This window comes from Rhizobium sp. NZLR10, from assembly GCF_019685125.1.
GTDB lineage: Bacteria > Pseudomonadota > Alphaproteobacteria > Rhizobiales > Rhizobiaceae > Rhizobium.
Genome location: NZ_JABDWE010000006.1, coordinates 171,123 through 195,817, shown reverse-complemented (window position 1 = coordinate 195,817; position 24,695 = coordinate 171,123). Strand labels below are relative to the sequence as shown.

General features: G+C 62.8%; 23 protein-coding genes. 13 read left to right on the top strand and 10 right to left on the bottom strand.

What is annotated here, in order from left to right; all coding sequences use genetic code 11:
- Window positions 1–33: 33 nt before the first annotated feature.
- The 7 genes from mmsB to HJB82_RS11715 form a co-directional block, all read right to left on the bottom strand.
- Window positions 34–915, bottom strand: coding sequence for a 3-hydroxyisobutyrate dehydrogenase (mmsB, locus tag HJB82_RS11745; RefSeq protein ID WP_221131884.1), 882 nt, complete (start codon window positions 913–915; stop codon window positions 34–36).
- A 9-nt stretch (window positions 916–924) separates the two neighbouring features.
- Complete coding sequence (locus HJB82_RS11740; protein WP_221140082.1) at window positions 925–2,520, bottom strand: GMC family oxidoreductase; 1,596 nt, start codon at window positions 2,518–2,520, stop codon at window positions 925–927.
- Between the two features lie 69 nt (window positions 2,521–2,589).
- The gene (locus tag HJB82_RS11735; protein WP_221131883.1) at window positions 2,590–3,579 is read right to left on the bottom strand and encodes a branched-chain amino acid ABC transporter permease; all 990 of its coding nucleotides are present in this window, start codon (window positions 3,577–3,579) and stop codon (window positions 2,590–2,592) included.
- A gap of 1 nt (window position 3,580) precedes the next feature.
- Entirely contained in the window at window positions 3,581–4,468 is an 888-nt protein-coding gene (locus HJB82_RS11730; RefSeq protein WP_221115677.1) for a branched-chain amino acid ABC transporter permease, read from the bottom strand.
- A gap of 4 nt (window positions 4,469–4,472) precedes the next feature.
- The gene (locus HJB82_RS11725) at window positions 4,473–5,174 is read right to left on the bottom strand and encodes an ABC transporter ATP-binding protein (protein WP_207585598.1); all 702 of its coding nucleotides are present in this window, start codon (window positions 5,172–5,174) and stop codon (window positions 4,473–4,475) included.
- Complete coding sequence (locus HJB82_RS11720; RefSeq protein WP_207585597.1) at window positions 5,174–5,956, bottom strand: ABC transporter ATP-binding protein; 783 nt, start codon at window positions 5,954–5,956, stop codon at window positions 5,174–5,176. Before HJB82_RS11720 ends, HJB82_RS11725 begins: the two co-directional genes overlap by 1 nt.
- 5 nt (window positions 5,957–5,961) lie before the next feature.
- The gene (locus HJB82_RS11715) at window positions 5,962–7,167 is read right to left on the bottom strand and encodes an ABC transporter substrate-binding protein (RefSeq protein WP_207585596.1); all 1,206 of its coding nucleotides are present in this window, start codon (window positions 7,165–7,167) and stop codon (window positions 5,962–5,964) included.
- Window positions 7,168–7,341: 174 nt separating this feature from the next.
- Here HJB82_RS11715 and HJB82_RS11710 point away from each other — a divergent pair, with 174 nt between their 5' ends.
- Entirely contained in the window at window positions 7,342–8,295 is a 954-nt protein-coding gene (locus HJB82_RS11710) for a LysR family transcriptional regulator (RefSeq protein WP_221115674.1), read from the top strand.
- Here HJB82_RS11710 and HJB82_RS11705 read toward each other — a convergent pair whose 3' ends face one another.
- On the bottom strand, window positions 8,296–8,634 hold the full coding sequence (locus HJB82_RS11705) for a cupin domain-containing protein (protein WP_183834382.1): 339 nt from the start codon (window positions 8,632–8,634) through the stop codon (window positions 8,296–8,298).
- A 175-nt stretch (window positions 8,635–8,809) separates the two neighbouring features.
- Here HJB82_RS11705 and HJB82_RS11700 point away from each other — a divergent pair, with 175 nt between their 5' ends.
- The 4 genes from HJB82_RS11700 (at window position 8,810) to HJB82_RS11685 (ending at window position 12,516) form a co-directional block, all read left to right on the top strand.
- Window positions 8,810–9,997: an acyl-CoA dehydrogenase gene (locus HJB82_RS11700; protein ID WP_207585594.1), complete on the top strand. Its 1,188-nt coding sequence runs from the start codon at window positions 8,810–8,812 to the stop codon at window positions 9,995–9,997.
- Window positions 9,998–10,086: 89 nt separating this feature from the next.
- The gene (locus HJB82_RS11695) at window positions 10,087–10,548 is read left to right on the top strand and encodes a DUF4126 family protein (protein ID WP_221115673.1); all 462 of its coding nucleotides are present in this window, start codon (window positions 10,087–10,089) and stop codon (window positions 10,546–10,548) included.
- A complete protein-coding gene (locus tag HJB82_RS11690; protein ID WP_221139985.1) occupies window positions 10,545–11,906 on the top strand; it encodes an FAD-containing oxidoreductase in 1,362 nt (453 codons plus the stop codon). Before HJB82_RS11695 ends, HJB82_RS11690 begins: the two co-directional genes overlap by 4 nt.
- Window positions 11,907–11,946: 40 nt before the next feature.
- Complete coding sequence (locus HJB82_RS11685; RefSeq protein WP_221115671.1) at window positions 11,947–12,516, top strand: DedA family protein; 570 nt, start codon at window positions 11,947–11,949, stop codon at window positions 12,514–12,516.
- A 15-nt stretch (window positions 12,517–12,531) separates the two neighbouring features.
- On the opposite strand, the gene HJB82_RS11680 is transcribed toward HJB82_RS11685, so the two are convergent.
- Window positions 12,532–13,575 (bottom strand): NAD(P)-dependent alcohol dehydrogenase, encoded by a 1,044-nt coding sequence (locus HJB82_RS11680; protein ID WP_221139984.1) that lies wholly within the window; start codon window positions 13,573–13,575, stop codon window positions 12,532–12,534.
- Window positions 13,576–14,070: 495 nt separating this feature from the next.
- Here HJB82_RS11680 and HJB82_RS11675 point away from each other — a divergent pair, with 495 nt between their 5' ends.
- The 8 genes from HJB82_RS11675 to HJB82_RS11640 all read left to right on the top strand — a co-directional run bounded on the left by HJB82_RS11675 (window position 14,071) and on the right by HJB82_RS11640 (window position 23,340).
- Window positions 14,071–14,430: a copper resistance protein CopC gene (locus HJB82_RS11675; RefSeq protein ID WP_207585589.1), complete on the top strand. Its 360-nt coding sequence runs from the start codon at window positions 14,071–14,073 to the stop codon at window positions 14,428–14,430.
- 299 nt (window positions 14,431–14,729) lie between these two features.
- Complete coding sequence (locus tag HJB82_RS11670; RefSeq protein ID WP_003547774.1) at window positions 14,730–14,819, top strand: K(+)-transporting ATPase subunit F; 90 nt, start codon at window positions 14,730–14,732, stop codon at window positions 14,817–14,819.
- A gap of 67 nt (window positions 14,820–14,886) precedes the next feature.
- Complete coding sequence (kdpA, locus tag HJB82_RS11665; RefSeq protein ID WP_221115669.1) at window positions 14,887–16,590, top strand: potassium-transporting ATPase subunit KdpA; 1,704 nt, start codon at window positions 14,887–14,889, stop codon at window positions 16,588–16,590.
- An 82-nt stretch (window positions 16,591–16,672) separates the two neighbouring features.
- Window positions 16,673–18,733 carry a potassium-transporting ATPase subunit KdpB gene (gene kdpB / locus HJB82_RS11660; protein WP_221115668.1) on the top strand — a complete coding sequence of 687 codons (2,061 nt, stop codon included), beginning with the start codon at window positions 16,673–16,675 and terminating at the stop codon, window positions 18,731–18,733.
- A 22-nt stretch (window positions 18,734–18,755) separates the two neighbouring features.
- Window positions 18,756–19,325 carry a potassium-transporting ATPase subunit KdpC gene (gene kdpC / locus HJB82_RS11655; RefSeq protein WP_221115667.1) on the top strand — a complete coding sequence of 190 codons (570 nt, stop codon included), beginning with the start codon at window positions 18,756–18,758 and terminating at the stop codon, window positions 19,323–19,325.
- Between the two features lie 94 nt (window positions 19,326–19,419).
- Window positions 19,420–22,125, top strand: coding sequence for a sensor histidine kinase KdpD (locus HJB82_RS11650; RefSeq protein ID WP_207585585.1), 2,706 nt, complete (start codon window positions 19,420–19,422; stop codon window positions 22,123–22,125).
- Window positions 22,125–22,817 (top strand): response regulator transcription factor, encoded by a 693-nt coding sequence (locus HJB82_RS11645; RefSeq protein WP_207585584.1) that lies wholly within the window; start codon window positions 22,125–22,127, stop codon window positions 22,815–22,817. The genes HJB82_RS11650 and HJB82_RS11645 overlap by 1 nt, the downstream gene beginning before the upstream one ends.
- Window positions 22,818–22,884: 67 nt before the next feature.
- Complete coding sequence (locus HJB82_RS11640; protein ID WP_207585583.1) at window positions 22,885–23,340, top strand: PTS sugar transporter subunit IIA; 456 nt, start codon at window positions 22,885–22,887, stop codon at window positions 23,338–23,340.
- 49 nt (window positions 23,341–23,389) lie between these two features.
- Here the strand turns inward: HJB82_RS11640 and HJB82_RS11635 are convergent, their stop codons facing one another.
- Complete coding sequence (locus HJB82_RS11635) at window positions 23,390–24,406, bottom strand: porin (protein WP_207585582.1); 1,017 nt, start codon at window positions 24,404–24,406, stop codon at window positions 23,390–23,392.
- Window positions 24,407–24,695: the final 289 nt, after the last annotated feature.

The following is a 24,695-nucleotide window of genomic DNA, read 5'->3' as shown; positions in this document are numbered from 1 at the left end:
TCCATCAAAAGCTGAACCGCTCTAGCTGGTCGCTTACACCTTCTCGCGGAACATCTCGATGATGGCGGAAAAATCCCTGCCGCCGTTGCCCTGCTTTTCGAAGAGCGCAAAAAGCTGGGCCGCTTCGGCACCCATCGGCGTTGAGGCACCGCTCGCCAGCGCCGCCTCCTGCGAGAGTCTCAGATCCTTCAGCATCAGCGCCGCGGCAAAACCCGGTTTGTAGTCGTTGTTGGCCGGCGACGTCGGCACCGGCCCGGGCACCGGGCAATAGGTATTGATCGACCAGCACTGGCCGGATGAGGTCGAGGCGACGTCGAACAGCGCCTGGTGCGAGAGGCCGAGTTTTTCGGCGAGCACGAAGGCCTCGCAGACGCCGACCATCGAGATGCCGAGGATCATGTTGTTGCAGATCTTTGCCGCCTGGCCGGCACCGGCCTCGCCGCAATGGACGATCTTCTTGCCCATCGCCTCGAGAATGGGTTTTGCTCTGGCGAAGGCCTCGTCCGAGCCGCCCGCCATGAAGGTCAGTGTGCCGGCGCTCGCCCCGCCGGTGCCGCCGGAGACGGGCGCGTCGAGCGAAAGGCAGCTTGCGGCCTTGGCCATCTCATGCGCCTTGCGGCTGCTCTCGACATCGATCGTCGAGCAATCGATGACCAGTGTGCCCTGCGCCGCGGTCTGCAGGATATCCGTCCAGGCCGTCAGCACGTGCCTGCCCTGCGGCAGCATTGTGATGACGATCTCGGCGTCCTTGACCGCCTGGCTGGCATGGCTTGCCGGCTTGACGCCGCTGTCCTCGGCCGCCTTCAGCACGGAGGCCGCGAGATCGAAACCGAGGACCTCGTGGCCTGCTTTGACCAGATTGGCCGCCATCGGCCCACCCATATTGCCAAGCCCGATGAATGCGATCTTTGCCATGGTCTTCTCCTATCGATTGTCTTCGAGGATCATCGCTGCCGCCTTTTCGGCGATCATGATCGTCGGCGAATTGGTGTTGCCCGAGGTGATCGACGGCATTACCGAGGCGTCGGCGATCCTGAGCTTGCCAAGCGCCCGGAAGCGCAGCCGGGGATCGACGACGCTGTCCCTGTCGGCGCCCATGCGGCAGGTACCGACGGGATGGAAGATCGTCGTGCCGATTTCGCCCGCCGCCTGCTCCAGATCGGCTTCCGTCTGATAGCTAGGCCCCGGCTTGAACTCCTCCGGCCTGAATCGGGCGAACGACGGCTGCGCGACGATCTTGCGCGTCAACCGTATCGAACGGACAGCTATGTCACGATCGCGCTGTGTCGAGAGGTATTTCGGGCTGATCGTCGGCTGGGCGGCGAAATCCGGGCTCGACAGGTGCACCGATCCGCGGCTTTCGGGCCTCAGATTGCAGACGCTCGCGGTGATTGCCGGGAAAGGATGGACGGGATCGCCGAACTTCTCCAGCGATACCGGCTGCACGTGATATTGCAGATCGGGCGTTTCCCGGTCCGGACCCGATCGGGTGAAGATACCGAGCTGGCTCGGCGCCATCGCCATCGGCCCGGAGCGGCGGACGAGGTATTCGAGCCCGATCGCCGCCTTGCCGATCAGCTTTGTCGCCTTTTCGTTCAGCGTCGGAACGCCCGTCACCTTGTAGGCCAGACGCAGCTGCAGATGGTCCTGCAGGTTCTCGCCGACACCCTTCACCTCAGTGACGACATCGACGCCCGCCTGCCGGAGAACCTCACCCTTGCCGATGCCGGACAATTCCAGGATATGCGGCGAGCCGATCGACCCGGCTGACAAAATGGTCTCCTTTGCCGCATAAGCACGTTGCGGCTCGCCGCGATGCTGGAATTCGACGCCGGCAACGACGCCCTCCTCGACCAGCAGCCGCCGAACCTGCGCCTTGGTCAGCACGGTCAGGTTAGAACGTCGCATCGCCGGGCGCAGGAAGGCATTCGAGGTGTTCCAGCGAATGCCGGAACGCTGGTTGACGTCGAAATAGCCGGAACCTTCGTTGCTGCCGCGGTTGAAATCTGCGGTCTCCGGAATGCCTGCCTCCTTCGCCGCCTGCTGGAAAGCGTCGAGCACGGCCCAGCGCACCCGCGCCTTCTCGATCCGCCATTCGCCGCCAGCGCCGTGCATCTCGTCTTCGCCGCGATAAAAATCCTCGGACTTGCGGAAGAAGGGCAGGACATCGTCCCAACCCCAACCGCTGCAGCCCATCTGCCGCCAGAGATCGTAATCACGCGCCTGGCCGCGCATATAGATCATGCCGTTGATCGAAGAGGAGCCGCCGAGCACCTTGCCGCGCGGATAGCTCAGCGCCCGGCCGTTCAACCCGGCTTCAGGCGCCGTGGTGAAACACCAGTCGGTACGCGGATTGTTGATGCAATAGAGATAACCGACAGGAATGTGGATCCAGTGGTAATTGTCGCTGCCGCCGGCTTCGAGCAGCAGCACCCGGCTCCTGCCATCGGCTGACAGCCGGTTGGCGAGCACACAGCCGGCGCTGCCTGCCCCGATGATAATATAGTCGTAATGATCCATGTGCCCCACACGAAACCTCAGATGCCTGCCGCTTCCCTCTCCCCGCGGGACGGGAAGAGGTTCGCCCGCTCAGCGGCGATAGACGAATCCCAGTTTGCGCCCCAGCCGCGAGGCGTAGAATTCGCCGATGATGCCGCGACGAAAGATCAGCACGCAGACCATGAAGACGATGCCGGTGATGATCGTCACCGGAAATTCCGAGGTAGCGAGGTAGTTTTCCAACGCCACCACCAGCCCGGCGCCGAAGAGCGGGCCGATCAGCGTGCCGATGCCGCCGAGCAGCGTCATCAGGATCACCTCGCCCGACATCTGCCAGGCGACGTCGGTCAGCGTCGCAAACTGGAAGACGATCGATTTTACCGCGCCCGCAAGCCCGGCAAGGGCTGCCGACATGACGAAGGCGCCGAGCTTGTAACGCGCGACGGAATAGCCGAGCGAGACAGCCCGATTTTCGTTCTCGCGGATTGATTTCAGGATCATGCCGAAGGGCGAGTTGATGAAACGCCAGATGATCAGCACGCCGATCATGAAAACCGCCAGCACGAAATAATACATGTTGGTCGAGCTGTTCAGATCGATGAAGCCGAAGAGATGGCCGCGCGGCACCGATTGGATGCCGTCCTCGCCTTCGGTGAATTTTGCCTGCAGGCAGAAAAAGAAGAACATCTGCGACAGCGCCAGCGTGATCATCGCGAAATAAATCCCCTGGCGGCGGATGGCGAAGAAGCCCATCACCAACCCGAGAAACGCCGCACCCGCCACCCCGATCAGAATGCCGAGCTCCGGCGGCAGCCCCCATTCCTTCACCGTATAGGCGGTGAAATAGGCGGCCCCGCCAAAGAAGGTGGCATGGCCGAAGGACAGCAGGCCGGTATAACCGAGCAGCAGGTTGAAGGCGCAGGCAAACAGCGCGAAGCACAGCAGCTTCATCAGGAAGATCGGATAGAAGAAGAACGGCGCGAGCAGCAGGAGCAAAAGCCCAATGGCGAGGAAGCCCGCCTGCACCGAAAGGGCGGTTCGGCTTTTTTCCGTTTGAATGGTGTCGGTGATGTCGGTCATGTCAGGCATCCCGGCCGAAGAGGCCCGCAGGCCTGATGAGAAGCACGATCGCCATGATGACGAAGATGACGATGTTGGAAGCCTCGGGATAAAAGACCTTGGTCAGGCCCTCGGCGATGCCGAGCACATAACCGGTGATGATCGCGCCCATGATCGATCCCATGCCGCCGACGACCACCACGGCGAAGACGACGATGATCATGTTCGAGCCCATCAGCGGCGAGACCTGGTAGATCGGCGCGGCCAGCACGCCGGCAAAGGCGGCGAGGCCGGCGCCGAGCGCGTAGGTGAGCGTCAGCAGCACCGGCACGTTGACGCCAAAGACCTGCACCAGTGTCGCGTTTTCGGTGGCGGCGCGGAGATAGGCGCCGAGCTTGGTCTTCTCGATCAGCAGCCATGTGCCGAGGCAGACGACGAGCGAGACGACGACCACCCAGCCGCGATAGATCGGCAGGAACATGAAGCCGAGATTGGCACCGCCTGCCAGTGCGGCCGGCGTCGCATAGGGCTGGCCGGACGAGCCATAGAGATAACGGAAGGTGCCCTCGACCGCGAGCGCCAGCCCGAAAGTGAAGAGCAGGCCGTAGAGCGGATCGAGATCGTAGAGCCGCCGCAGGAACAGCCGCTCGATGATCGCACCGGCAAGGCCGACGATGACAGGCGCCAGGATCAGCGACGGCCAGTAGCCGATGCCGGCATAGGTCAGCAGCAGATAGGCGACAAAGGCGCCGAGCATGTACTGCGCGCCATGGGCGAAGTTGATCACCCTGAGCAAGCCGAAGATGATGGCAAGGCCGAGGCTGAGCAGCGCATAGAACGAGCCGTTGATCAGGCCGATCAACAGCTGGCCGAGCAACGCCTGCAGGGGAATGCCGAAGATCATCGTCATCTGGTCATACTCCCAGAACCTTGTGCAGCGTATCCATGCGCTGCGGCAGTTCGCCGACCGGGAATTCCGACACCATCTGCCCATGATCCATCAGATAGAAGCGATCGGCAATACGGCTGGCGAAACGGAAGTTCTGCTCGACCAGCAGGATCGTCATGCCGCGTCCTTTCAGGGTCTGCAGCACCTCGCCGATACGCTGGACGATGACGGGGGCAAGTCCCTCCGTCGGTTCGTCGAGAATAAGCAACCTGACGCCGGTGCGCAGTATCCGGGCGATCGCCAGCATCTGCTGTTCGCCGCCGGAAAGTTTAGTGCCGGGGCTGCTGCGGCGTTCGTAGAGATTGGGGAAGAGTTCGTAGATCTCGTCAAGCGTCATGCCGCCCTTCGCCACGACCGGCGGCAGCAGCAGGTTTTCCGAGACCGTCAGCGTCGAGAAGATGCCGCGCTCCTCCGGCACGAAGCCGATGCCGCGGTGGGCCGTCCTGTGCAGCGGCACCTGCATCATGTCGCTGCCGGCAAAGCTGATCCTGCCCTTGCGGGACCGCACGATGCCGGTGATGGTGCGCAATGTCGTCGTCTTGCCGACGCCGTTGCGGCCGAGAATGGTGATCGTCTCGCCTTCGGCCACTCGCATGTCGACACCGTGCAGGACGTGGCTTTCGCCGTACCAGGCGTTCAGTCCCTGGACTTCGAGGAGAGCGACCATCAATGCTCCTCCGTGCCCATATAGGCGACGCGCACGCGCTCGTCCTGGCTGACTGTGGCGTAGTCGCCCTCGGCGAGGATTTCGCCGCGCTGCAGCACGGTGACATGCTGGCAGATATTGGCGACGACGGAGAGATTGTGCTCGACCATCAGCACCGCCCGGTCGCGGGCGACGTCGCGGATGATGGATGAGACGACGGCGACATCCTCAAGCCCCATGCCGGCCATCGGTTCGTCGAGCAGCAGCACCTTGGGATCGAGCGCCAGCGTGGTGGCGATCTCCAGCACGCGCTTGCGGCCATAGGAGAGATCGGCGGCGATCTGATCGCGCTCCTTGGAAAGCCCGACGCTGGCAAGCAGTTGCTCGGCGCGCGCGTTCAGCCGGTCGAGCGCCGAGAGCGGCCGCCAGAACTGGGTGGAAAGATTGTTCGGCCGCTGCAGCGCCACCCGCACATTGTCGAGAACGCTTAAGTGCGGGAAGACCGCCGAGATCTGGAAGGACCGCACCAACCCCATGCGCGCCACCCTGTCTGGCGGCGTCTTGGTGATATCGGTGCCCATCAGCGTGATCGTGCCCGATGTCGGCTGCAGGAACTTGGTCAGCAGGTTGAACACCGTCGTCTTGCCGGCGCCGTTTGGGCCGATCAGCGCATGCACGCTCGCATCATGCACGTCGAGATCGACGTTCTTGACGGCCGTGAAGCCGCCGAAATCGCGGCGCAGGCCGCGGGCGGACAATACCACCCGCGGCTTTTCCTGCGTTTCAATTGCGGAAACCGCCATTGCGCTCACTTCACCAGATCGCAACCGCTCTTGGCGGGATCGATATAGGCTTCCTTGCCGGGAATGGTGGCAAGCACGTTGAAATAATCCCACGGCTCCTTGCTTTCAGCCGGCTTCTTGACCTGCAGCAGGTACATGTCGTGGATCATCCGGCCATTGGCGCCGACCGTGCCACCGCGGCCGAAGACGTCGTCGACCGGCATTTCATGCAGCTGCTTGGCGACGGCTTCCGTTTCGTCGGTGCCGGCCTTCTGCACCGCCTTCAGATATTGCGTCACTGCCGAATAGGTGCCGGTGTGGATCATGTTCGGCATCTTGCCGGTGCGGGCGAAGAACTTCTTGGCGAAGGCGCGGCTTTCGTCGTCGCGGTTCCAGTAAAAACCTTCCGTCAGCGTCAGCCCCTGTGCCGCCTCGAGGCCAAGACCATGCACTTCGGCGAGCGTGAAGAGCAGCGCCGCCAGATGCTGGCCGCCCTGGGTGATGCCGAATTCGGCCGCCTGCTTGATGGCATTCGAGGTGTCGAGGCCGGCATTGGCGAGACCGATCACCTTGGCGCCGGATGATTGCGCCTGCAGCAGGAAGGACGAGAAGTCCTGGGTCGACAGCGGATGGCGGACGGCGCCGACGACTTTGCCGCCGCTCGCCTTGACGTAATCGCTGGTCTGCTGTTCCAGCGAATAACCGAAGGCATAGTCGGCGGTCAGGAAGAACCAGCTGTCGCCGCCCTGCTTGACGAGGGCGCCGCCGGTGCCGACGGCAAGCGCATGCGTGTCGTAGGCCCAATGGAACCCGTAAGGCGAGCAGGCCTTGCCGGTGAGATCGGTCGTCGCCGCACCGGTGACGATGTCGATCTTCTTCTTCTCCTTGGCGATAGCCTGCACGGCGAGCGCCACCGACGAGGTCGTCAATTCCATGATCGCATCCACCTGCTCGGTGTCGTACCATTGGCGGGCGATGTTGGAGGCAATATCCGGTTTGTTCTGGTGGTCGGCATCGACAATCTCGATCGGCACATTAAGCACCTTGCCGCCGAAATCCTCGACCGCCATCTTGGCAGCCTCGACGGAAGACTTGCCGCCGAAATCGGCATAGACACCCGACTGGTCGTTCAGGATGCCGATCTTGACCTTGCCGTCGGTCGCGCTCTGCGCGAGCACCGCAGTGCTGCTTGCAAGCAGAAATGCAACTGATGCAATGAGATTCTTACGCATATTCTCTCCTCCCAGAGATTGGCCAGATTGCGGATCTGTTCAGATTTGGCCAGCCGCACTCCTCGGAGCGGCCGACCCTTAGCCTACGATCAAGGAAATTCCGCCTTGAGGCAACGGGTGATTTACAACTAATTCCAAACAGTATCTGTTCATTTTTGAACAGAGGGGATCGCCATGAACAATCCACCGCAGTTTACTTGGGACGATCTGCAGTTTTTTCTAGCCGTAGCCCGCACTGGACAGCTCTCGACGGCGGCCCGGCAGTTGCGCTCTAGCCATGCCACGGTCTCGCGCCGCATCGACCGGCTGGAATTCACCCTCAAGGTCAAGCTCTTCGAGCGCAATCCGCGCGGCTATGTGCTGACCGCCATGGGCACGCGTTTCATCGAGACAGCCGAGCGGATGGAGCAGGAGACCGAGCGGCTGCGCGCCGATCTCGCCGACGGCTCGATGGCGCAGCGCGGCCTCGTGCGCCTCAGCGCGCCTGAAGGTTTTGCCAATTTCTTCTTCGCGACCGTGCTGCCGCGGTTTGCCGCCCAGCATCCGCACTTGGCGCTGGAACTGGTGACGATCCAGCAGATCATGTCGCTGTCGCGCAAGGACGCCGATCTTTCCGTCGTGCTCGACGAGCCGAAGGGCGGGCCTTATTTTGCCGAGAAGCTGACCGATTATCACCTGCAGATCTACGGCTCGCGCGACTATCTGGCAAAGGCGCCTGAGATCACCTGCCGCGAGGACCTGCTCGGCCATCCCTTCGTCAGCTATATCGAGGAAATGATCTTCGCGCCGGGCCTGGATTATCTGAGCGATGTGCATCCGCGCATCAAGCCGCAATTCCAGAGTTCCAGCATCTTCGCGCAGCTCACCGCCACCCGAAACGGCCTCGGCCTCTGCATCCTGCCCTACTTCTTCGCCAGCCGTTATCCCGAGCTCGTGCGCGTGCTGCCCGAGGAAATCGACCTCAAGCGCCAATACTGGATCACCTGCCATCGCGACCTGAAACAGGCGCCGCGCGTTCGCGCCGTCATCGATTTCCTGCGCGAGGCGGTGCGCGGCGAGGATGTGCGCTTCGTGCCGCCCTACGTCACCGCCGCAGGCGCGCCGCGCCGGTCCGAAGCCGAAACTTGACTATTTGAGAAACTCGGCCCGGTGCGGGGTGAATGCATCGATCAGCCGACCCTTTTCCAGCGCCTTCACGCCGTGGACGAGATTGGGGGGCACGATGAAGCTGCCGCCCTGGCGCAGCACCTCAGTCCGGCCGTCGATCGTCACTTCGAAGCTGCCCTCGGCGACATAACTTGCCTGGATGTGCGGATGCGAATGAGCAGCACCGACAGCGCCGCTTTCGAAGGCCACTTCCACCATCATCATCTCAGGCAGATAGGTCATGATGCGCCTGACGACGCCGGGCTCGGGGTTGACCCATTCGGCGCCTTCGGCCGATACGAACAGATCGCTTGACGACATTTCCGTCTCCTCATTCCAGAATCGATCGCCGGCAAAGTGGATCATGCCGACGCTTTTGAAAAGATGGCGGGCGCTGTCTTTTCGATACGGCCGCCTTCTGTTGACGCGGTCGGCTGGCGGGTCTATGCGAGCTTGAGCGAGGCAAGCCTGAGTTCAAGGGTGAGGAGACGCCGACATGCAGCATACGCGCGAGGTTTTCGACTGGGCCGACCCGTTCCGCCTGGTGGAGCAGCTCACCAGCGAGGAGCGCATGGTGCAGGATACGGCCCATGCCTATGCGCAGGAAAAACTTGCGCCCCGCGTTCTCGACGCCTTCCGCAATGAAAAGACCGATCCTCAGATCTTCCGCGAAATGGGCGAACTCGGCCTGCTCGGCCCGACGATCTCGCCTGAGTATGGCGGCGCCGGTCTCGGTTACGTCGCCTACGGCCTGATCGCCCGCGAAGTCGAACGGGTCGATAGCGGTTACCGCTCGATGATGAGCGTGCAGTCCTCGCTGGTCATGGTGCCGATCGAAACATTCGGCTCCGAAGCACAGAAGCTGAAATACCTGCCGAAACTCGCCATCGGCGAATGGATCGGCTGCTTCGGCCTGACCGAACCCGATCACGGCTCCGACCCCGGCTCGATGGCGACACGCGCGAAAAAAGTCGACGGCGGCTACAGCCTCACCGGCTCGAAGACCTGGATATCCAATGCGCCGATCGCCGATATCTTCGTCGTCTGGGCCAAGACCGAGGACGGCCTCATCCGCGGCTTCATCCTCGAAAAGGGCTGGAAAGGGCTTTCGGCTCCCGCCATCCACGGCAAGGTGGGCTTGCGCGCCTCGATCACCGGTGAAGTGGTGATGGACGGGGTCTTCGTGCCCGAGGAAAATCTTCTGCCCGGCGTCACCGGCCTCAAGGGCCCGTTCACCTGCCTGAATTCGGCCCGTTTCGGCATCGCCTGGGGCGCGCTCGGTGCTGCCGAGGATTGTTATGCCAGGGCACGGCAATACACGCTGGAGCGCAAGCAGTTCAGCCGGCCGCTCGCCGCCAATCAACTGATCCAGAAGAAGCTCGCCGACATGGCGGCGGAGATCTCGCTCGGCCTGCAGGGCTGCCTGCGGCTTGGCCGCATGAAGGAGGAAGGCCATCCGCCCGTGGAACTAACCTCGATCCTCAAGCGCAACAGCTGCGGCAAGGCGCTGGAGATTGCGCGCGCCGCCCGCGACATGCTCGGCGGCAACGGCATTTCCGACGAATTCGGCATCGCCCGCCATCTCGTCAATCTCGAAGTGGTCAACACCTATGAGGGTACGCACGACATCCATGCGCTGATCATCGGCCGGGCGATCACCGGCATCGCGGCTTTCGCGAACTAATTCACCGGCCCGTCAAGGCGAATTGCCAGGCGCCTGACAATGTGCAACCTTTCCTCTCGCGGCACAAAGCCGGCAAAGAGGGGGATCGCATGTTTCTGCTTCTTGCATTGCTGATCGGTGTCGTTGCCGGCCTTCGCACCATGACGGCGCCGGCCGCCGTCGCCTGGGGTGCGGCACTTGGCTGGTTCGACGTCTCGCAGACGCCGCTTGCCTTCATGGGTTACAAGTGGACGCCGTGGATCTTCACGGTTCTCGCCGTCGTCGAACTGATCGCCGACCAGTTGCCGTCGACGCCGTCGCGCAAGGTGCCGATGCAGTTCGGCGCCCGCATCGTCGCCGGCGCGCTGGCAGGCGCAACCATCGGTGCGGCCAGCAGCCTGTTGTTCGGCGGGCTGATCGCCGGCGTAATTGGCGCCGTCATCGGCACCTATGGCGGCGCTGCCCTCCGCAGCCGGCTTGCCGCCTCCTTCGGCAAGGACCTGCCAGCCGCCCTCATCGAGGATGCCGTCGCCGTCATCGGCGCGGTGCTGATCGTGGGGGCCGTCGGATGAAAAGCTTCGACGCTATCGTGATCGGCGCCGGCCAGGCCGGCCCGTCGCTTGCCGCCCGCATGGTCGAAAAGGGCATGAAGGTGGCGCTGATCGAGCGAAAATTCCTCGGCGGCACCTGCGTCAATGCCGGCTGCATGCCGACGAAGACGCTGGTCGCCAGCGCCCGCGCCGCCCATGTCGCAAGAAGCGGCGCCGCTTATGGTGTCAGGATCCCCGGCGCGATCGCCGTCGACATGAAGGTGGTCAGAGCCCGCGCCGAAAAAGTCACGATGAATGCCCGCAACGGCCTGATCGATTGGTTGGGCAGCATGGACGGCATGAGCATCATCTACGGCCATGCCCGCTTCGAGGGCCCCAACACCGTCAGCGTCGATGGCGAGACGCTGACCGCGCCGCGCATCTTCCTCAATGTCGGCGCGCGGCCCGTCATCCCCGAGCTCCCAGGCATCAATGATATCGATTACCTCACCAGCACCTCGATCATCCATCTCGACACGCTGCCCCGGCATCTCGTGGTGATCGGCGGCAGCTATATCGGGTTGGAATTCGCGCAGATGTATCGCCGCTTCGGCACTGACGTCAGCGTCATCGAGCATGGCCCGAAGCTCGCATCGCGCGAGGACGAGGATATATCGGATGCGATCGCCGACATCCTGCGCTCGGAAGGCATCGGCATCCACACCGACGCCGGCAATATCGCCTTCGCCAGAAACGGCAGCGGGGTGAGCGTCACCGCCGGCCCGGCGAAGATCGATGCGAGCCATGTGCTGATCGCCACCGGCCGCAAGCCGAACACCGACGATCTCGGCCTCGATGCCGCGGGCGTCATCACCGACAAACGCGGCTTCATCGCGGTCGATGACAGGCTCGCCACCAATATCGAGGGCATCTGGGCGCTCGGCGACTGCAACGGCCACGGCGCTTTCACCCACACCTCCTACAATGATTTCGAGATCGCCGCTGCCAATCTCCTCGACGGCGACGACCGCAAGGTTTCAAGCCGCATCCCGGCCTATGCGCTCTATATCGACCCGCCACTCGGCCGCGTCGGCATGACGGAGAAGCAGGCGCGCGCCTCCGGCCGCAAGATCATGGTATCGACCCGGCCGATGAGCCGGGTTGGCCGCGCCAACGAGCGCGGCGAGACCAAGGGCTTCATGAAGGTGATCGCCGATGCCGAGACCAAGCAGATTCTCGGCGCGGCGATCCTCGGCATCGAGGGCGACGAGGTGATCCACGGCTTGATCGATGCGATGAATGCGGGAACGACCTATCCGGCATTGCAATGGTCGGTACCGATCCATCCGACGGTATCGGAGTTGATTCCAACGCTGCTTGGCGATCTGAAGCCGGTTTAGCTGTGATGTTTGGAAATCGACAGCTGGAGGCGGACCCCGCGTGTCTATCGAACTGCTGATCGAGAATTACGGCCTGCTGGCGATCTTTCTGGGCGCCGCCTTTGAAGGCGAAACGGCCGCGTTCCTTGGCGGCGTGATTTCACACCGCGGGCTGCTGCCCTATTGGTCGGCGTCGCTCGCGGCCACGGCCGGATCTTTCGCCGGCGATCAACTATGGTTCCTCGTCGGTCGTTACGCGGCTAGCTGGAGCCTCGTCCGCCGGCTGAAGGAAAAGCCGGCGCTGGCGCGCGCAACCGCGCTTTTGGAAAAATATCCCACCGGTTTCATTCTTGCATTTCGTTTTCTGGTTGGGCTGCGGACGATCAGCCCCATCGTCATCGGCACGACACGGATACCGACCGGAAAATTCGTCCTCCTGAATGCCGCGGCCGCGCTGGTGTGGGGGCAGCTTTTCACGGCGCTCGGTTACCTGTTCGGACACGGCATCGAACAGATATTAGGCCACCTTCCCCTTCACCGCCATCTGCTGGTCGCAGCCGGAGGCGCGGCTGTCGTCGCAGGCGCGGCTCTGGTCTTTCGCAAAATGAAACTCAGCGCCAGGCGCTCGTAAAGGCGATGAGACGGCCTATTCCATCACGATCTGCAGCTTTACGTCGTTCGGCCGCGCCTCGACGGCGCGATCAAACGCCTTGATCGAATCCTCGAATGTGAAGGTCTCGGAAATCAGCGGTTTCAGGTCGACGCGACCCGAGCCGAGCAGGGCGATCGAGCGCTCATACTGATGCGCGTAGCGGAACACCGTCTCGATGCGGATCTCCTTGGTCGATGCCGTCGAAACGTCGAAGCCGATCGGGTTGACCGGCAGGCCGACGACGACGATGACGCCGCCCGGGCGCGGCAGCGCCATGATCGTCTCCCAGGCCTTCGGTGAGCCGGAGCATTCGAAGACGACATCGGCGCCCCAGCCGTCCGTCAGCCGGCCGACCTCTTCGCTCAGGTTCTTTTCGCGGATATTGACCGGAATGACGCCCTGATATTGCGCGGCGATATCGAGCTTCGGCTGGGCGAGATCGGCGACGATCGCCCGGGCGCAGCCGCCGGCAAGGGCAGCAATCGCCACCATCGTGCCGATCGGCCCGGCGCCGAGGACGACGGCGGTATCGCCGGGTGTAATCTTCGCTTTGCTCGCCGCCTGCATGCCGACGGCGAAGGGCTCGACCATGGCGCCCTCGGCGAAGCTGACATTGTCAGGCAGCTTGAAGGTGTAGTTGGCGGGATGCACGACCTCCGGCGTCAACACGCCATGGACCGGCGGCGTCGCCCAGAAGGTCACCGCCGGATCGATATTGTACATGCCGAGCCGGCTTGCCTTGGAATTCGGATCGGGAATGCCAGGCTCCATGCAGACGCGGTCGCCAACTTTCAGATGCGTGACGCCGGCCCCGACCTCGACGACCGTGCCTGCTGCTTCATGGCCGAGCACCATCGGCGCGTTGACCACGAAGGGGCCGATCTTGCCGTGCGTGTAATAATGCACGTCGGAACCGCAGACACCGACGGTGTGGATCCTGATCTTCACCTCGCCCGGGCCGGTTTCGAGCGGCAGATCGATATCACGAAGCGCAAGCTCATGCTGGCGCTCGAGGACAAGCGCACGGACTTTGGTCATCGTCGGTTTCCTTCCCTATGGCCCCTCGGTTCATCGAGTGCCGTTGAAGCGACTATAAGACGGGAAGGGGCGGCAATTCAATCTTAGAGATTAAGCTTTTGCTCAACATGCGATGAAATGCCCGCCTCTATAATCCGAAAGATTTGTGTTCCAAGACCTCTGTATGATTCCAGCCGAGACCGTCGGAGAGTACATTCTCCATACGAGATCCCGACCATGAGGACAGGCAGAGAGATGAAGAAAGATCCCGATAATGTCGGCGGAAATCGGTCTTGCGGCCTGACGATATCAAGGTCATTGCGGGAATTCTGGCGCCGGCTTGTGGACCCGATTGTCGAACTGCCGAAGGGCCGCCAGCCGCGGCCGGTGCGTGTTGTCGTCGAGACGAGGGATCGAAATCGCCACCGACAGCGTTATTAGCCATGAGCCGGCACGGCGCCACGGAAGCATGATGACTCCGGGCAGATGCGGATCAGCAAGATAAGGAAGACCATCATGAAATCGATCGTGTCATTCTGTCTGTTCGCATCCCTGCTCTTTGCCGCAAGTGGGGCGTCTGCGGCCCTCGAACAAGCATCGCTCCCGCCGCAGCAGGAAGAAAGGGTGGTGCCGGCCAATCTCGCGCTCACCTTCACCGGCCCGGTCAATCTTGCCCGCTCGACGGCCATCCTGTTCGATGCTGAGGGTTTGGCGCTTCCCACCGGCAAGCCATTTCTCTCCGGTCCTGAAGGATCGATCTTCAAGGTCCCGCTCGACCCTGCTATGGCGCCCGGCCTCTATACCATCGACTGGCGTGTCCTCTCGATGGACGGCCGCAGCGCCCAAGGCCAATACCGGTTCCGGATCGATCCTTAGCTCGCTCGCTGAAAAGCATTTATGAGATTTTTATATTGACGGCTCCTTGCTCGTCTCGAACCTTTATGCCCTTCGGTTCCATATTGATCTCCGAGAGATCGAAAAGATCATCTCCACGCCAGAAAGCATGAAAGGCGACCCCCCCAGGGTGTGCGCCCTTTGTCTTGTCTGACTCCAACAATAACAACAGGAGTCACGATCATGATGGATATCATTCTGCTTGGCACCGCGATCATATTCTTCGCGCTGTGCTTTGCCTACACAAGAGCCTGCGACAGGCTTTGACAGGAGAAACGACGATGACCCTCGATTATGTCTTGAGCGGTGCCGTAACCGTGTTTCTCACTGTCTACCTCACCTACGCTCTGCTTCGCCCGGAACGCTTCTGAAAAGAACTGGCGCTTCTGAGGTCGCGCATGCGACCGAGAAGCAGCCGGGTATTGAAAGTTTACCTCCATGACCCTCAACGGATGGCTTCAGATCCTGCTTTACTGCGGGATCATCCTGGTGCTCGTCAAACCGCTCGGCGGCTACATGACGCGTGTCTTCAGCGGCGAGCGCACTTTCCTGTCACCCGTCCTCGTTCCGATCGAACGGCGACTTTACCGCATGGCCGGCACGGGCGAACGCGAGGAACAGCATTGGACCTCCTATGCCTTTGCCATGCTGCTCTTCAACCTTCTCGGCGTCATCGTGCTTTATGCGCTGCAGCGCCTGCAGGCCGGCCTTCCCTATAATCCGGCCGGCATGGCGGCCGTCCCGCCGGAGCTTTCGTTCAACACCGCCGTCAGTTTCGTCAGCAACACCAACTGGCAGAACTACGGCGGCGAAAGCACGATGTCCTATCTGACCCAGATGGCTGGCTTCACCGTCCAGAACTTCGCCTCCGCGGCGACGGGCATCGCCATCGCACTTGCCTTCATCCGCGCCTTCGCGCGCACGTCGGGCAAGGCCATCGGCAATTTCTGGGTCGATATGACGAGGGCCACCTTCTATGTGCTGCTGCCCATCTGCATCGTGCTGACGCTTGTCTATGTCTATCTCGGCGTGCCGCAGACGCTCGGACCCTATGTCAATGCGACGACGCTCGAAGGCGCGCAGCAGACGATCGCCGTCGGCCCCGTCGCCTCGCAGCTTGCGATCAAGATGCTCGGCACCAATGGCGGCGGCTTCTTCAACGCCAATTCGGCCCATCCCTTCGAAAACCCCGATGCGATCTCCAACCTCATCCAGATGGTTTCGATCTTCGCAATCGGCGCGGCGCTGACCAACGTCTTTGGCCGCATGGTCGGCAACCAGCGCCAGGGCTGGGCGATCCTTGCGACGATGGGCGTGCTGTTCCTCGCCGGCGTCACCGTCACCTATTGGGCGGAAGCCGCTGGTAACCCATCGATGCACGCCTTCGGTCTTGGCGGCGGCAACATGGAAGGCAAGGAAGTCCGCTTCGGCGTCGCCCTGTCTTCGCTGTTTGCGGTCATCACCACCGCCGCCTCCTGCGGCGCGGTCAATGCGATGCACGGCAGCTTCACCGCGCTCGGCGGCCTCGTTCCGTTGATCAACATGCAGCTCGGCGAAGTCATCGTCGGCGGTGTCGGCGCCGGCTTTTACGGTATCCTGCTGTTCATCATCGTCGCCGTCTTCGTCGCCGGCCTGATGGTCGGCCGCACGCCGGAATATCTCGGCAAGAAGATCGAGGCGAAGGAAATGAAGATGGCCGTTCTCGCCATCCTCTGCTTGCCGCTTGCCATGCTGGTTTTCACCGCGATCGCCACGGTGCTGCCGTCCGCCGTCGCCTCGATCGGCACCGCCGGCCCGCATGGCTTCTCCGAAATCCTCTACGCCTATACCTCGGCTGCGGCCAATAACGGCTCGGCTTTCGGCGGGCTGGCAGGCAATACACCCTGGTACAACGTGACGCTCGGCATCGGCATGCTCGCCGGCCGCTTCCTGGTCATCATCCCGGCACTGGCCATCGCCGGCTCGCTGATCGGCAAGAAGACGGTTCCGGCCTCGGCAGGCACTTTCCCCACGGATGGTCCACTCTTCGTCGGGCTGCTCGTCGGCACTATCCTGATCGTCGGCGGCCTGACCTTCTTCCCGGCCTTGGCGCTCGGCCCCGTCGTCGAGCACTTGGTGATGATCGCCGGCCAGACCTTTTGAGGTGATGCCGCAGCGATCCTCACGATTTGACAGGGCTGACCGGCATCCGGTTCGCCATCCTCTTTCCAAGCTGGAGCCTCTTATGAGCCAGGCAAAATCCGCGAGTATCGTCGATAGTCGCATTCTCATTCCGGCCATGGGCGCCGCCTTCAAGAAGCTTGACCCACGGGCACTTGCCAGAAATCCGGTCATGTTCGTCGTGGCCACGGTCTCGGTGCTGACCACCGTGCTTTTCCTGCGCGACCTCGCGGCCGGCAACGGCAATCTCGGCTTCTCCTTCCAGATCAATCTCTGGCTCTGGTTCACCGTGCTGTTTGCCAATTTCGCCGAGGCGGTTGCCGAGGGCCGCGGCAAGGCGCAGGCGGATTCGCTGCGCAAGGCGCGCACCGAGACCCAGGCCAAGCTGCTGACTGCCAACAATGGCAGCGACTACCGCATGGTGCCGGGCACCAGCCTCAAGGTCGGCGACGTCGTGCTCGTCGAGGCTGGCGACATCATTCCCTCGGACGGCGAAGTCATCGAAGGTGTGGCCTCTGTCAACGAGGCGGCGATCACGGGCGAATCCGCCCCCGTCATCCGCGAATCCGGCGGCGACCGCTCGGCGGTGACCGGCGGCACCCAAGTGCTGTCCGACTGGATCCGTGTCCGTATCACCGCGGCGGCCGGCTCGACCTTCATCGACCGGATGATCGCGCTGGTCGAAGGCGCTGAACGCCAGAAGACGCCGAACGAGATCGCGCTCAACATCCTGCTGGCCGGCATGACGCTGATTTTCGTGCTCGCCACCGCGACGATCCCGAGCTTTGCCATCTATGCCGGCGGCTCGATCCCGATCATCGTGCTCGTCGCCCTCTTCGTCACCCTGATCCCGACGACGATCGGCGCGCTGCTGTCGGCTATCGGCATTGCCGGCATGGACCGCCTGGTCCGCTTCAACGTGCTCGCCATGTCCGGCCGCGCCGTCGAGGCCGCCGGCGATGTCGACACGCTGCTGCTCGACAAAACAGGCACGATCACCCTCGGCAATCGCCAGGCGACGAGTTTCCGCCCGGTTCGCGGCGTCTCCGAACAGGATCTCGCCGATGCCGCCCAGCTCGCCTCGCTGGCCGACGAAACGCCTGAGGGACGCTCCATCGTCGTGCTCGCCAAGGAGAAATATGCGATCCGCGGCCGCGACATGGCGAGCCTCAAGGCGACCTTCGTGCCCTTCACCGCCCAGACCCGCATGAGCGGCGTCGATCTTGAAGGCGCCTCGATCCGCAAGGGTGCGGTCGATGCCGTGCTGACCTATGTCAATGGCGACGCGCCTTCAAAGAATGGCAGCGAGGTCGTGCGCGAACTGCAGTCGACCGCCGACGAGGTCGCCAAATCGGGCGGCACGCCGCTGGCCGTTGCCCGCGACGGCAGGCTGCTCGGCGTCATCCAGCTGAAGGACATCGTCAAGGGCGGCATCCGCGAGCGCTTCACCGAGCTGCGCCGCATGGGCATCCGCACCGTGATGATCACAGGCGACAACCCGCTGACGGCAGCCGCCATCGCTGCCGAGGCCGGCGTCGACGACTTCCTTGCCCAGGCGACGCCGGAGATGAAGCTGGCGCTGATGCGCGAGGAACAGGCCAAGGGCAAGCTCGTCGCCATGTGCGGCGACGGCACCAACGATGCGCCGGCGCTTGCCCAGGCCGATGTCGGCGTCGCCATGAACACCGGCACGGTCGCCGCCCGCGAGGCCGGCAACATGGTCGATCTCGACAGCGACCCGACGAAGCTGATCGAGATCGTCGAGATCGGCAAGCAGTTGTTGATGACGCGCGGCGCGCTGACGACGTTTTCGATCGCCAACGACATCGCCAAGTACTTCGCCATCATCCCGGCGATGTTCCTGACCTTCTATCCGCAGCTCGGCGTCCTGAACGTCATGGGGCTTTCGACGCCGCAAAGCGCCATTCTCTCGGCGATCATCTTCAACGCACTGATCATCGTCGCGCTGATCCCGCTGTCGCTGAAAGGTGTGCGCTACCGTCCGATCGGCGCAGGCGCGCTCTTATCGCGCAACCTGCTGATCTACGGCCTCGGCGGCATCATCGTCCCGTTCATCGGCATCAAGGCGATCGACATGGCCGTCGCAGCCCTCGGCCTCGCCTGAAACACTCCAAGGAGTAACAACAATGTTGAAAGAATTTCGCCCGGCCGTCGTCATGATTGTCGCCACCACCGCCATCACCGGGCTTCTTTATCCGCTCGCCATGACCGGTGCTGCCCAAGCCCTCTTTCCCAGCCAGGCGAACGGCAGCCTGATCGAGAAGAACGGTGAGGTGATCGGCTCGGCGCTGATCGGCCAGGCCTTTAGCAGCGACAAGTATTTCCACGGCCGCCCTTCGGCTGCCGGCGACGGCTATAATGCCGCTGCCTCCAGCGGCTCGAACCTCGGCCCGACCAGCAAGAAACTGATCGACCGCGTCAAAGACGATTACGAGACCGCCAAGGCGGCGAACCCGAATTCGGAGGTGCCCGCCGACCTCGTCACCGCGTCGGGCAGCGGCCTCGATCCCGATATTTCGCCGGAGGCGGCCTACTTCCAGGTGACCCGCGTCGCCAAGGCGCGAAGCCTGGACGAGGCCAAGGTCAAGGCGCTGGTCGACGGCGTCGTTCAGGCCCGTGAACTCGGCCTTCTCGGCGAGCCCACCGTCAATGTTCTGGCGTTGAACCAGCGGCTTGATGCTTCTATGACTGAGTGAAGGTAGGCGGGCCACAGCCTTTCCCTCATTGCTGTGCTCGTCACAGCAATGAGGGAAAGTGGAGCAAGCCTCGCCGACATGAAAGACCACACCCATGCCAGACGACAATCGCGACCAGGCCGGCAGGCCATCGCCCGATGCGCTTCTCGAAAAAGCCCGGGCGGAAACGCGCGGCCGTCTGAAGATCTTTCTCGGTGCCGCCCCGGGCGTCGGCAAGACTTACGAGATGCTGATCTCCGGCCGCGCCAAGATCGCCGATGGCCTCGATGTCGTCATCGGCGTCGTCGAGACCCACGGCCGCAAGGAGACCGAGGCGCTCGTCGCCGGTTTCGAAATCATTCCCAGCGTCGAAATCGACTATAGGGGCCGGCTGCTCCAGGAGATGGATCTCGACGGAATCCTCGCCCGCCGGCCTGATCTCGTGCTGGTCGACGAACTCGCCCATAGCAATGCCGAGGGCAGCCGCCATCCGAAACGTTACCTCGACGTCAGGGAATTGCTCGATCGCGGCATCGACGTTTATACGACGCTGAACATCCAGCATGTCGAAAGCCTGAACGACGTCGTCTCGCAAATCACCCGCATCCGCGTGCGCGAGACGGTGCCGGACTCCATCATCGACATTGCCGATGACGTCGAGATCATCGATCTGACGCCGGACGATCTCATTAAGCGTCTGCACGACGGCAAGGTCTACATGCCGCGCACCGCCGAGCGGGCGCTGACCAACTACTTTACCCCCGGCAACCTGACGGCGCTCAGGGAACTGGCGCTGCGCAAGACGGCGCAGCGCGTCGACGACCAACTGCTGACCCACATGCAGGCCCACGCCATCTCAGGCCCCTGGGCGGCGGGCGAACGTGTCCTCGTCTCGGTCGACCATCACCCGCGCTCCGCCTCGCTGGTGCGTTACGCCGCCCGCATGGCCTCGCGGCTGCGCGCCCCCTGGGCCGCCGTCTATATCGAGACCAACCGCTCGATCAATCTCAGCGAAGCCGAGCGCGATACCGTCGCCGCCACCCTGCGCCTTGCTGAACAGCTCGGCGGCGAGGCGATCACCCTTCCCGGCCGCGAGGTGGCCGAAGAACTCGTCCGCCACGCCACCGCCAACAACGTCACCCACATCGTCATCGGCGCCCCGAAGAAGCCGACCTGGCGCGACTGGTGGAACCGCTCGATCACCGACGAACTGATCCGCAAGACAGGCGAGATCAGCGTCCATGTCATCTCAGGCAGCGAGAAGGATGGCACCACCGCGCGCGGGGTCAGGGCGGCCGCCATCGCACCGCCACTGGATTTCAGAGCCTACCTGCTGGCGACCGTCTATGTCGCTATTGCGCTCGGCGTCGGCGTCGTGCTCGACCAGGTGCTTGACGTCCGCAACCTCGCCCTGGTCTTCCTGATGGCGGTGCTGACCTCCGCCGTGCTTCACGGCCTGCGGCCGGCACTTTACAGCTGCATCCTCAGCGCACTGTCCTTCAATTTCTTTTTCCTGCCGCCGCGCTACACGCTGACGATCAGCGATCCGGAAAGCGTGCTGGCCCTGTTCTTCTTCCTCGGCGTCGCCATCATCGCTAGCAACCTGACCGCGACCGTGCAGCGCCAGGCCGCCGCCGCGAGGCAGCGGGCGCGCACGACCGAAGACCTCTATCTCTTCTCGAAAAAGCTCGCCGGCACCGGCACGCTCGACGACGTCCTCTGGGCGACCGCCTTCCAGCTCGCTTCGATGCTGAAGGTCCGCGTCGTGCTGCTGCTGCCGGAAGAGGGCGGCATCGCCGTCAAGGCCGGCTACCCACCCGACGATACGCTCGACGATGCCGATATCGCCGCCGCTCGCTGGGCCTGGGAACACAATCACGCCGCCGGTCGCGGCGCCGATACCCTGCCCGGCGCCAAACGCCTCTACGTACCGCTCAGAACCGGGCGCACCGCCGTCGGCGTCATCGGCCTCGACAGCGACCGCCGCGACGGGCCGCTGCTGACACCCGAGCAGCAGCGGCTGCTCGATGCACTGGCCGACCAGGCGGCCCTTGCCATCGAGCGTGTCCAGCTTGTCGCCGATGTCGATCGGGCAAGGCTCGCGGCCGAAGCCGACCGGCTGCGCTCGGCGCTGCTCACCTCGATCTCGCACGACTTGAAGACACCGCTTGCCGCCATCCTCGGCGCCGCCGGCACGCTGCGCGACTATTTTGCCTCGATGCCGGAGGAGGATCGTAGCGACCTGCTTGCCACCGTCGTCGACGAATCCGAGCGCCTCAACCGCTTCATCGCCAATCTGCTCGATATGACCAAGATCGAATCCGGCGCGATGGAACCGAACCATGCGCTGCATTATGCCGGCGATATCGCCGGCAGCGCACTCCGTCGCGCCGCAAAGATCCTCGAGCGCCACAAAACCGAGATGCATATCCCCGCCGACCTGCCGATGGTGCGTGTCGATCCTGTCCTGTTCGAGCAGGTGATGTTCAACCTGCTCGACAATGCCGCAAAATACGCGCCCGAGGGATCGGTGATCGACATCGGGGGCTGGGCGGATGCCGATTACGTCGTTCTGCAGGTCGTGGACGAAGGCCTGGGCATCCCGCCGGCCGATCTCAACCGTGTGTTCGACACCTTCTATCGTGTGCGCAAGGGCGATCAGGTGCGCGCCGGCACCGGCCTCGGCCTTTCCATCTGCCGCGGCTTCATCGAGGCGATGGGCGGCACGATTACCGCCAGCAACCGGCCGGGCCGCCCAGGCGCGGTCTTCACCATCCGCCTGCCAAAACCCACCGACATTCCGAAACTGGATGAACTTTGATGAGCGGCTCAACCGTCAAAATCCTTGTCGTCGACGATGAGCCTCCGATCCGCAAGCTGCTCCGCGTCGGCCTGACCGCGCAGGGTTACGAGGTACAGGAGGCGGCCAACGCGGCCAACGCCCGTCAGTCGGTCGCCGACGCCATGCCCGACCTCATCGTGCTCGACCTCGGCCTGCCCGATACATCGGGCCACGACCTGCTGCAGGAGTGGCGCGACCAAGGGCATTCCATGCCCATCGTCATCCTTTCCAGCCGCACAGACGAGGCCGGCATCGTCAAGGCGCTGGAAAGCGGGGCCGACGATTACGTCACCAAACCCTTCGGCGTCAACGAACTCGGCGCCCGCATTCGCGTGGCGCTGCGCCACCGCCTGCAGCAGCAGGGCGAAAAGGCGATCTTTCAGACGGGCGGGCTGTCGATCGATCTGGTCAAGCGTATCGTCAAGGTCGACGGCCAGGACATAAAGCTGTCGCCGAAGGAATACGACATCCTGCGGGTGCTCGCCCAGCACGCGGGCAAGGTGCTGACACACCAGTTTCTTCTAAAGCAGGTATGGGGACCGGCGGCGGATGTGCAGTATCTGCGCGTCTACATCAGGCAGCTGCGGCAAAAAGTCGAGCAGATTCCCGACCAGCCGCACTATATCACCACCGAGACCGGCGTCGGCTACCGGCTCAGGGAACCGGACTGAACGCCCTTCCCTCCCGCTGCCCGAACGAACCAGAACAGCATCGAGCCCAGACAGCATAGAGAATGACATGAACCTTCCCAACATCATCCGACCGGAGCACACCTTCATCGGCGTGTCGGCGCCGACGAAATGGCGCGCGCTGCAGGGTATAGCGGATAAGGCGGCCAAGGCCTTCTCTGTCGACGGCCAGACCATCCTGAAAGCGCTTGAAACGCGCGAGAAGCTCGGCTCCACGGGGATCGGCAACGGTATCGCCATTCCGCATGCGGCGATCGACGGCATGACCAGCCCGCGCGGCCTTCTCCTCCGCTTCGCCCAGCCGCTGGATTTCGAGGCGATCGACGATATCCCGACCGACATCGCCTTCGTGCTGCTCTTCGGGGAAAACAATCGCGGTGAATATCTGAACGTGCTTTCCGCCATCGCCCGGCGGCTGCAATCGGACGGCGTGCTTGCCGCCATGCGCAAGGCAAGGACGGTCGACGAATTCTATTCCGATTTCATCGCCGATTCCAGGGTATGAAAAAGGCGCGGCCCAAAGGTCGCGCCTCCTCGTCTGCAATCAGACTATCTTAGAAATCGCGCTGGAAGCGCAGGAAGCCGAACACTTCGTCGTCGCCTTCGTCCTCATCGTGATATTGCACGCTGAGCTTCGTCCTGAGGTCGTCAACGATACGGTAGTCGATCGTGACGCCGGTGGTGTAGGCGCTGCCGCCGCTGAAGCCGTTGCCGTCAGCGTCGAGAGCGATATTTTCGAAGTACTGGAAGCCGGGGGTGACCGACCACTTATCATTGATCTTCAAGGCGTATTCTGCTGCGATCGTCCATTCGGACTCTTCGTAGTAGTAGTTGGCGCCGCTTGCCCATACGCCGGCAATGCCGAGCGTGCCCGGGCCGATGTCGGCATAAACGATGCCACGGACCGCGACTTCGCTGGTGTCGGTGTCATAACCGGCAAGCAGGTAGGCGCTGATGGCGCCGGCCTTGTAGGAGACCTGGCCTGCGACACCAAAATTGTTCGGACCGTCGCCCGGCTTGGTGGCGTAGTCGTCTTCCAGTTCGTCGACCGAGATGCCGGCGGCGAAAGCGCCGGACTCGTACTGATAACGGATCGAGTTGTGGGTCGTCTCGTTGCTGGCGAGCGTATCGGTCTCGCCGCTCATGTCGTCATCCCACCAGCTGTACAGCTTACCGACGCGGAATCCGGCAATATCGATATAGCCTTCATCCAGCAGAGCTTCCTGGTCGGTGGCATTGTCGACATTGTAACGCAGCGTGATGACGCCGGTGAGCGTACCGTACTCGGTGTCGTTCTTGGCCTGGAAGGTGACCTGACCGCGAGTCCAGAAGTCTACGTCGGAATCGCCGGAGATCTGCTTACCGAAGCGCACTTCGGTACGAATGTAGCCGCCGATCGAAAGGCATGTTTCCGTCCCCGGAATATAAAAATAGCCGGTACCGTAGGCGTCGCAAACGCGAACATATTCCACGGGCTCGGGTTCCGCCGCCACGATGGCGTCGGCTGCGCGGGCTCCGGAGGCCGCGGCAAGGGCGGCAACGGAGGCAAAAAGGATAGTTCTGATATTCATTTTGAATGGCCCTAACAGGTTTGGAATGCGAGGCGCATTTCAAGGGATGCCCCCACGTAGCGGTCGGAGAATACGACCGCACGGGGGCCATATAGGAATCCGCAAGTGTCATCGCGGCAAAATCTGGGCAAAAATCAGCAGCACCACGGCGCTTTAGTGGAGGAACTGTGGCGAAAAAAACACGGTCCCGCGGCCGACGGCGGCGGCAACGAATTGGCCGCGGCCAACTTCGACACGTCTATTTCAAAATCACCCCTCAAATGGAATGACATTCTAACGGCAGGGCCGG

Excerpts from the sequence above, each read along its gene's own strand:
- mmsB (WP_221131884.1), bottom strand. The coding sequence starts at position 915 with ATGGCAAAGATCGCATTCATCGGGCTTGGCAATATGGGTGGGCCGATG.
- HJB82_RS11740 (WP_221140082.1), bottom strand. The coding sequence starts at position 2,520 with ATGGATCATTACGACTATATTATCATCGGGGCAGGCAGCGCCGGCTGT.
- HJB82_RS11735 (WP_221131883.1), bottom strand. The coding sequence starts at position 3,579 with ATGACCGACATCACCGACACCATTCAAACGGAAAAAAGCCGAACCGCC.
- HJB82_RS11730 (WP_221115677.1), bottom strand. The coding sequence starts at position 4,468 with ATGACGATGATCTTCGGCATTCCCCTGCAGGCGTTGCTCGGCCAGCTG.
- HJB82_RS11725 (WP_207585598.1), bottom strand. The coding sequence starts at position 5,174 with ATGGTCGCTCTCCTCGAAGTCCAGGGACTGAACGCCTGGTACGGCGAA.
- HJB82_RS11720 (WP_207585597.1), bottom strand. The coding sequence starts at position 5,956 with ATGGCGGTTTCCGCAATTGAAACGCAGGAAAAGCCGCGGGTGGTATTG.
- HJB82_RS11715 (WP_207585596.1), bottom strand. The coding sequence starts at position 7,167 with ATGCGTAAGAATCTCATTGCATCAGTTGCATTTCTGCTTGCAAGCAGC.
- HJB82_RS11710 (WP_221115674.1), top strand. The coding sequence starts at position 7,342 with ATGAACAATCCACCGCAGTTTACTTGGGACGATCTGCAGTTTTTTCTA.
- HJB82_RS11705 (WP_183834382.1), bottom strand. The coding sequence starts at position 8,634 with ATGTCGTCAAGCGATCTGTTCGTATCGGCCGAAGGCGCCGAATGGGTC.
- HJB82_RS11700 (WP_207585594.1), top strand. The coding sequence starts at position 8,810 with ATGCAGCATACGCGCGAGGTTTTCGACTGGGCCGACCCGTTCCGCCTG.
- HJB82_RS11695 (WP_221115673.1), top strand. The coding sequence starts at position 10,087 with ATGTTTCTGCTTCTTGCATTGCTGATCGGTGTCGTTGCCGGCCTTCGC.
- HJB82_RS11690 (WP_221139985.1), top strand. The coding sequence starts at position 10,545 with ATGAAAAGCTTCGACGCTATCGTGATCGGCGCCGGCCAGGCCGGCCCG.
- HJB82_RS11680 (WP_221139984.1), bottom strand. The coding sequence starts at position 13,575 with ATGACCAAAGTCCGTGCGCTTGTCCTCGAGCGCCAGCATGAGCTTGCG.
- HJB82_RS11675 (WP_207585589.1), top strand. The coding sequence starts at position 14,071 with ATGAAATCGATCGTGTCATTCTGTCTGTTCGCATCCCTGCTCTTTGCC.
- HJB82_RS11670 (WP_003547774.1), top strand. The coding sequence starts at position 14,730 with ATGACCCTCGATTATGTCTTGAGCGGTGCCGTAACCGTGTTTCTCACT.
- kdpA (WP_221115669.1), top strand. The coding sequence starts at position 14,887 with ATGACCCTCAACGGATGGCTTCAGATCCTGCTTTACTGCGGGATCATC.
- kdpB (WP_221115668.1), top strand. The coding sequence starts at position 16,673 with ATGAGCCAGGCAAAATCCGCGAGTATCGTCGATAGTCGCATTCTCATT.
- kdpC (WP_221115667.1), top strand. The coding sequence starts at position 18,756 with ATGTTGAAAGAATTTCGCCCGGCCGTCGTCATGATTGTCGCCACCACC.
- HJB82_RS11650 (WP_207585585.1), top strand. The coding sequence starts at position 19,420 with ATGCCAGACGACAATCGCGACCAGGCCGGCAGGCCATCGCCCGATGCG.
- HJB82_RS11645 (WP_207585584.1), top strand. The coding sequence starts at position 22,125 with ATGAGCGGCTCAACCGTCAAAATCCTTGTCGTCGACGATGAGCCTCCG.
- HJB82_RS11640 (WP_207585583.1), top strand. The coding sequence starts at position 22,885 with ATGAACCTTCCCAACATCATCCGACCGGAGCACACCTTCATCGGCGTG.
- HJB82_RS11635 (WP_207585582.1), bottom strand. The coding sequence starts at position 24,406 with ATGAATATCAGAACTATCCTTTTTGCCTCCGTTGCCGCCCTTGCCGCG.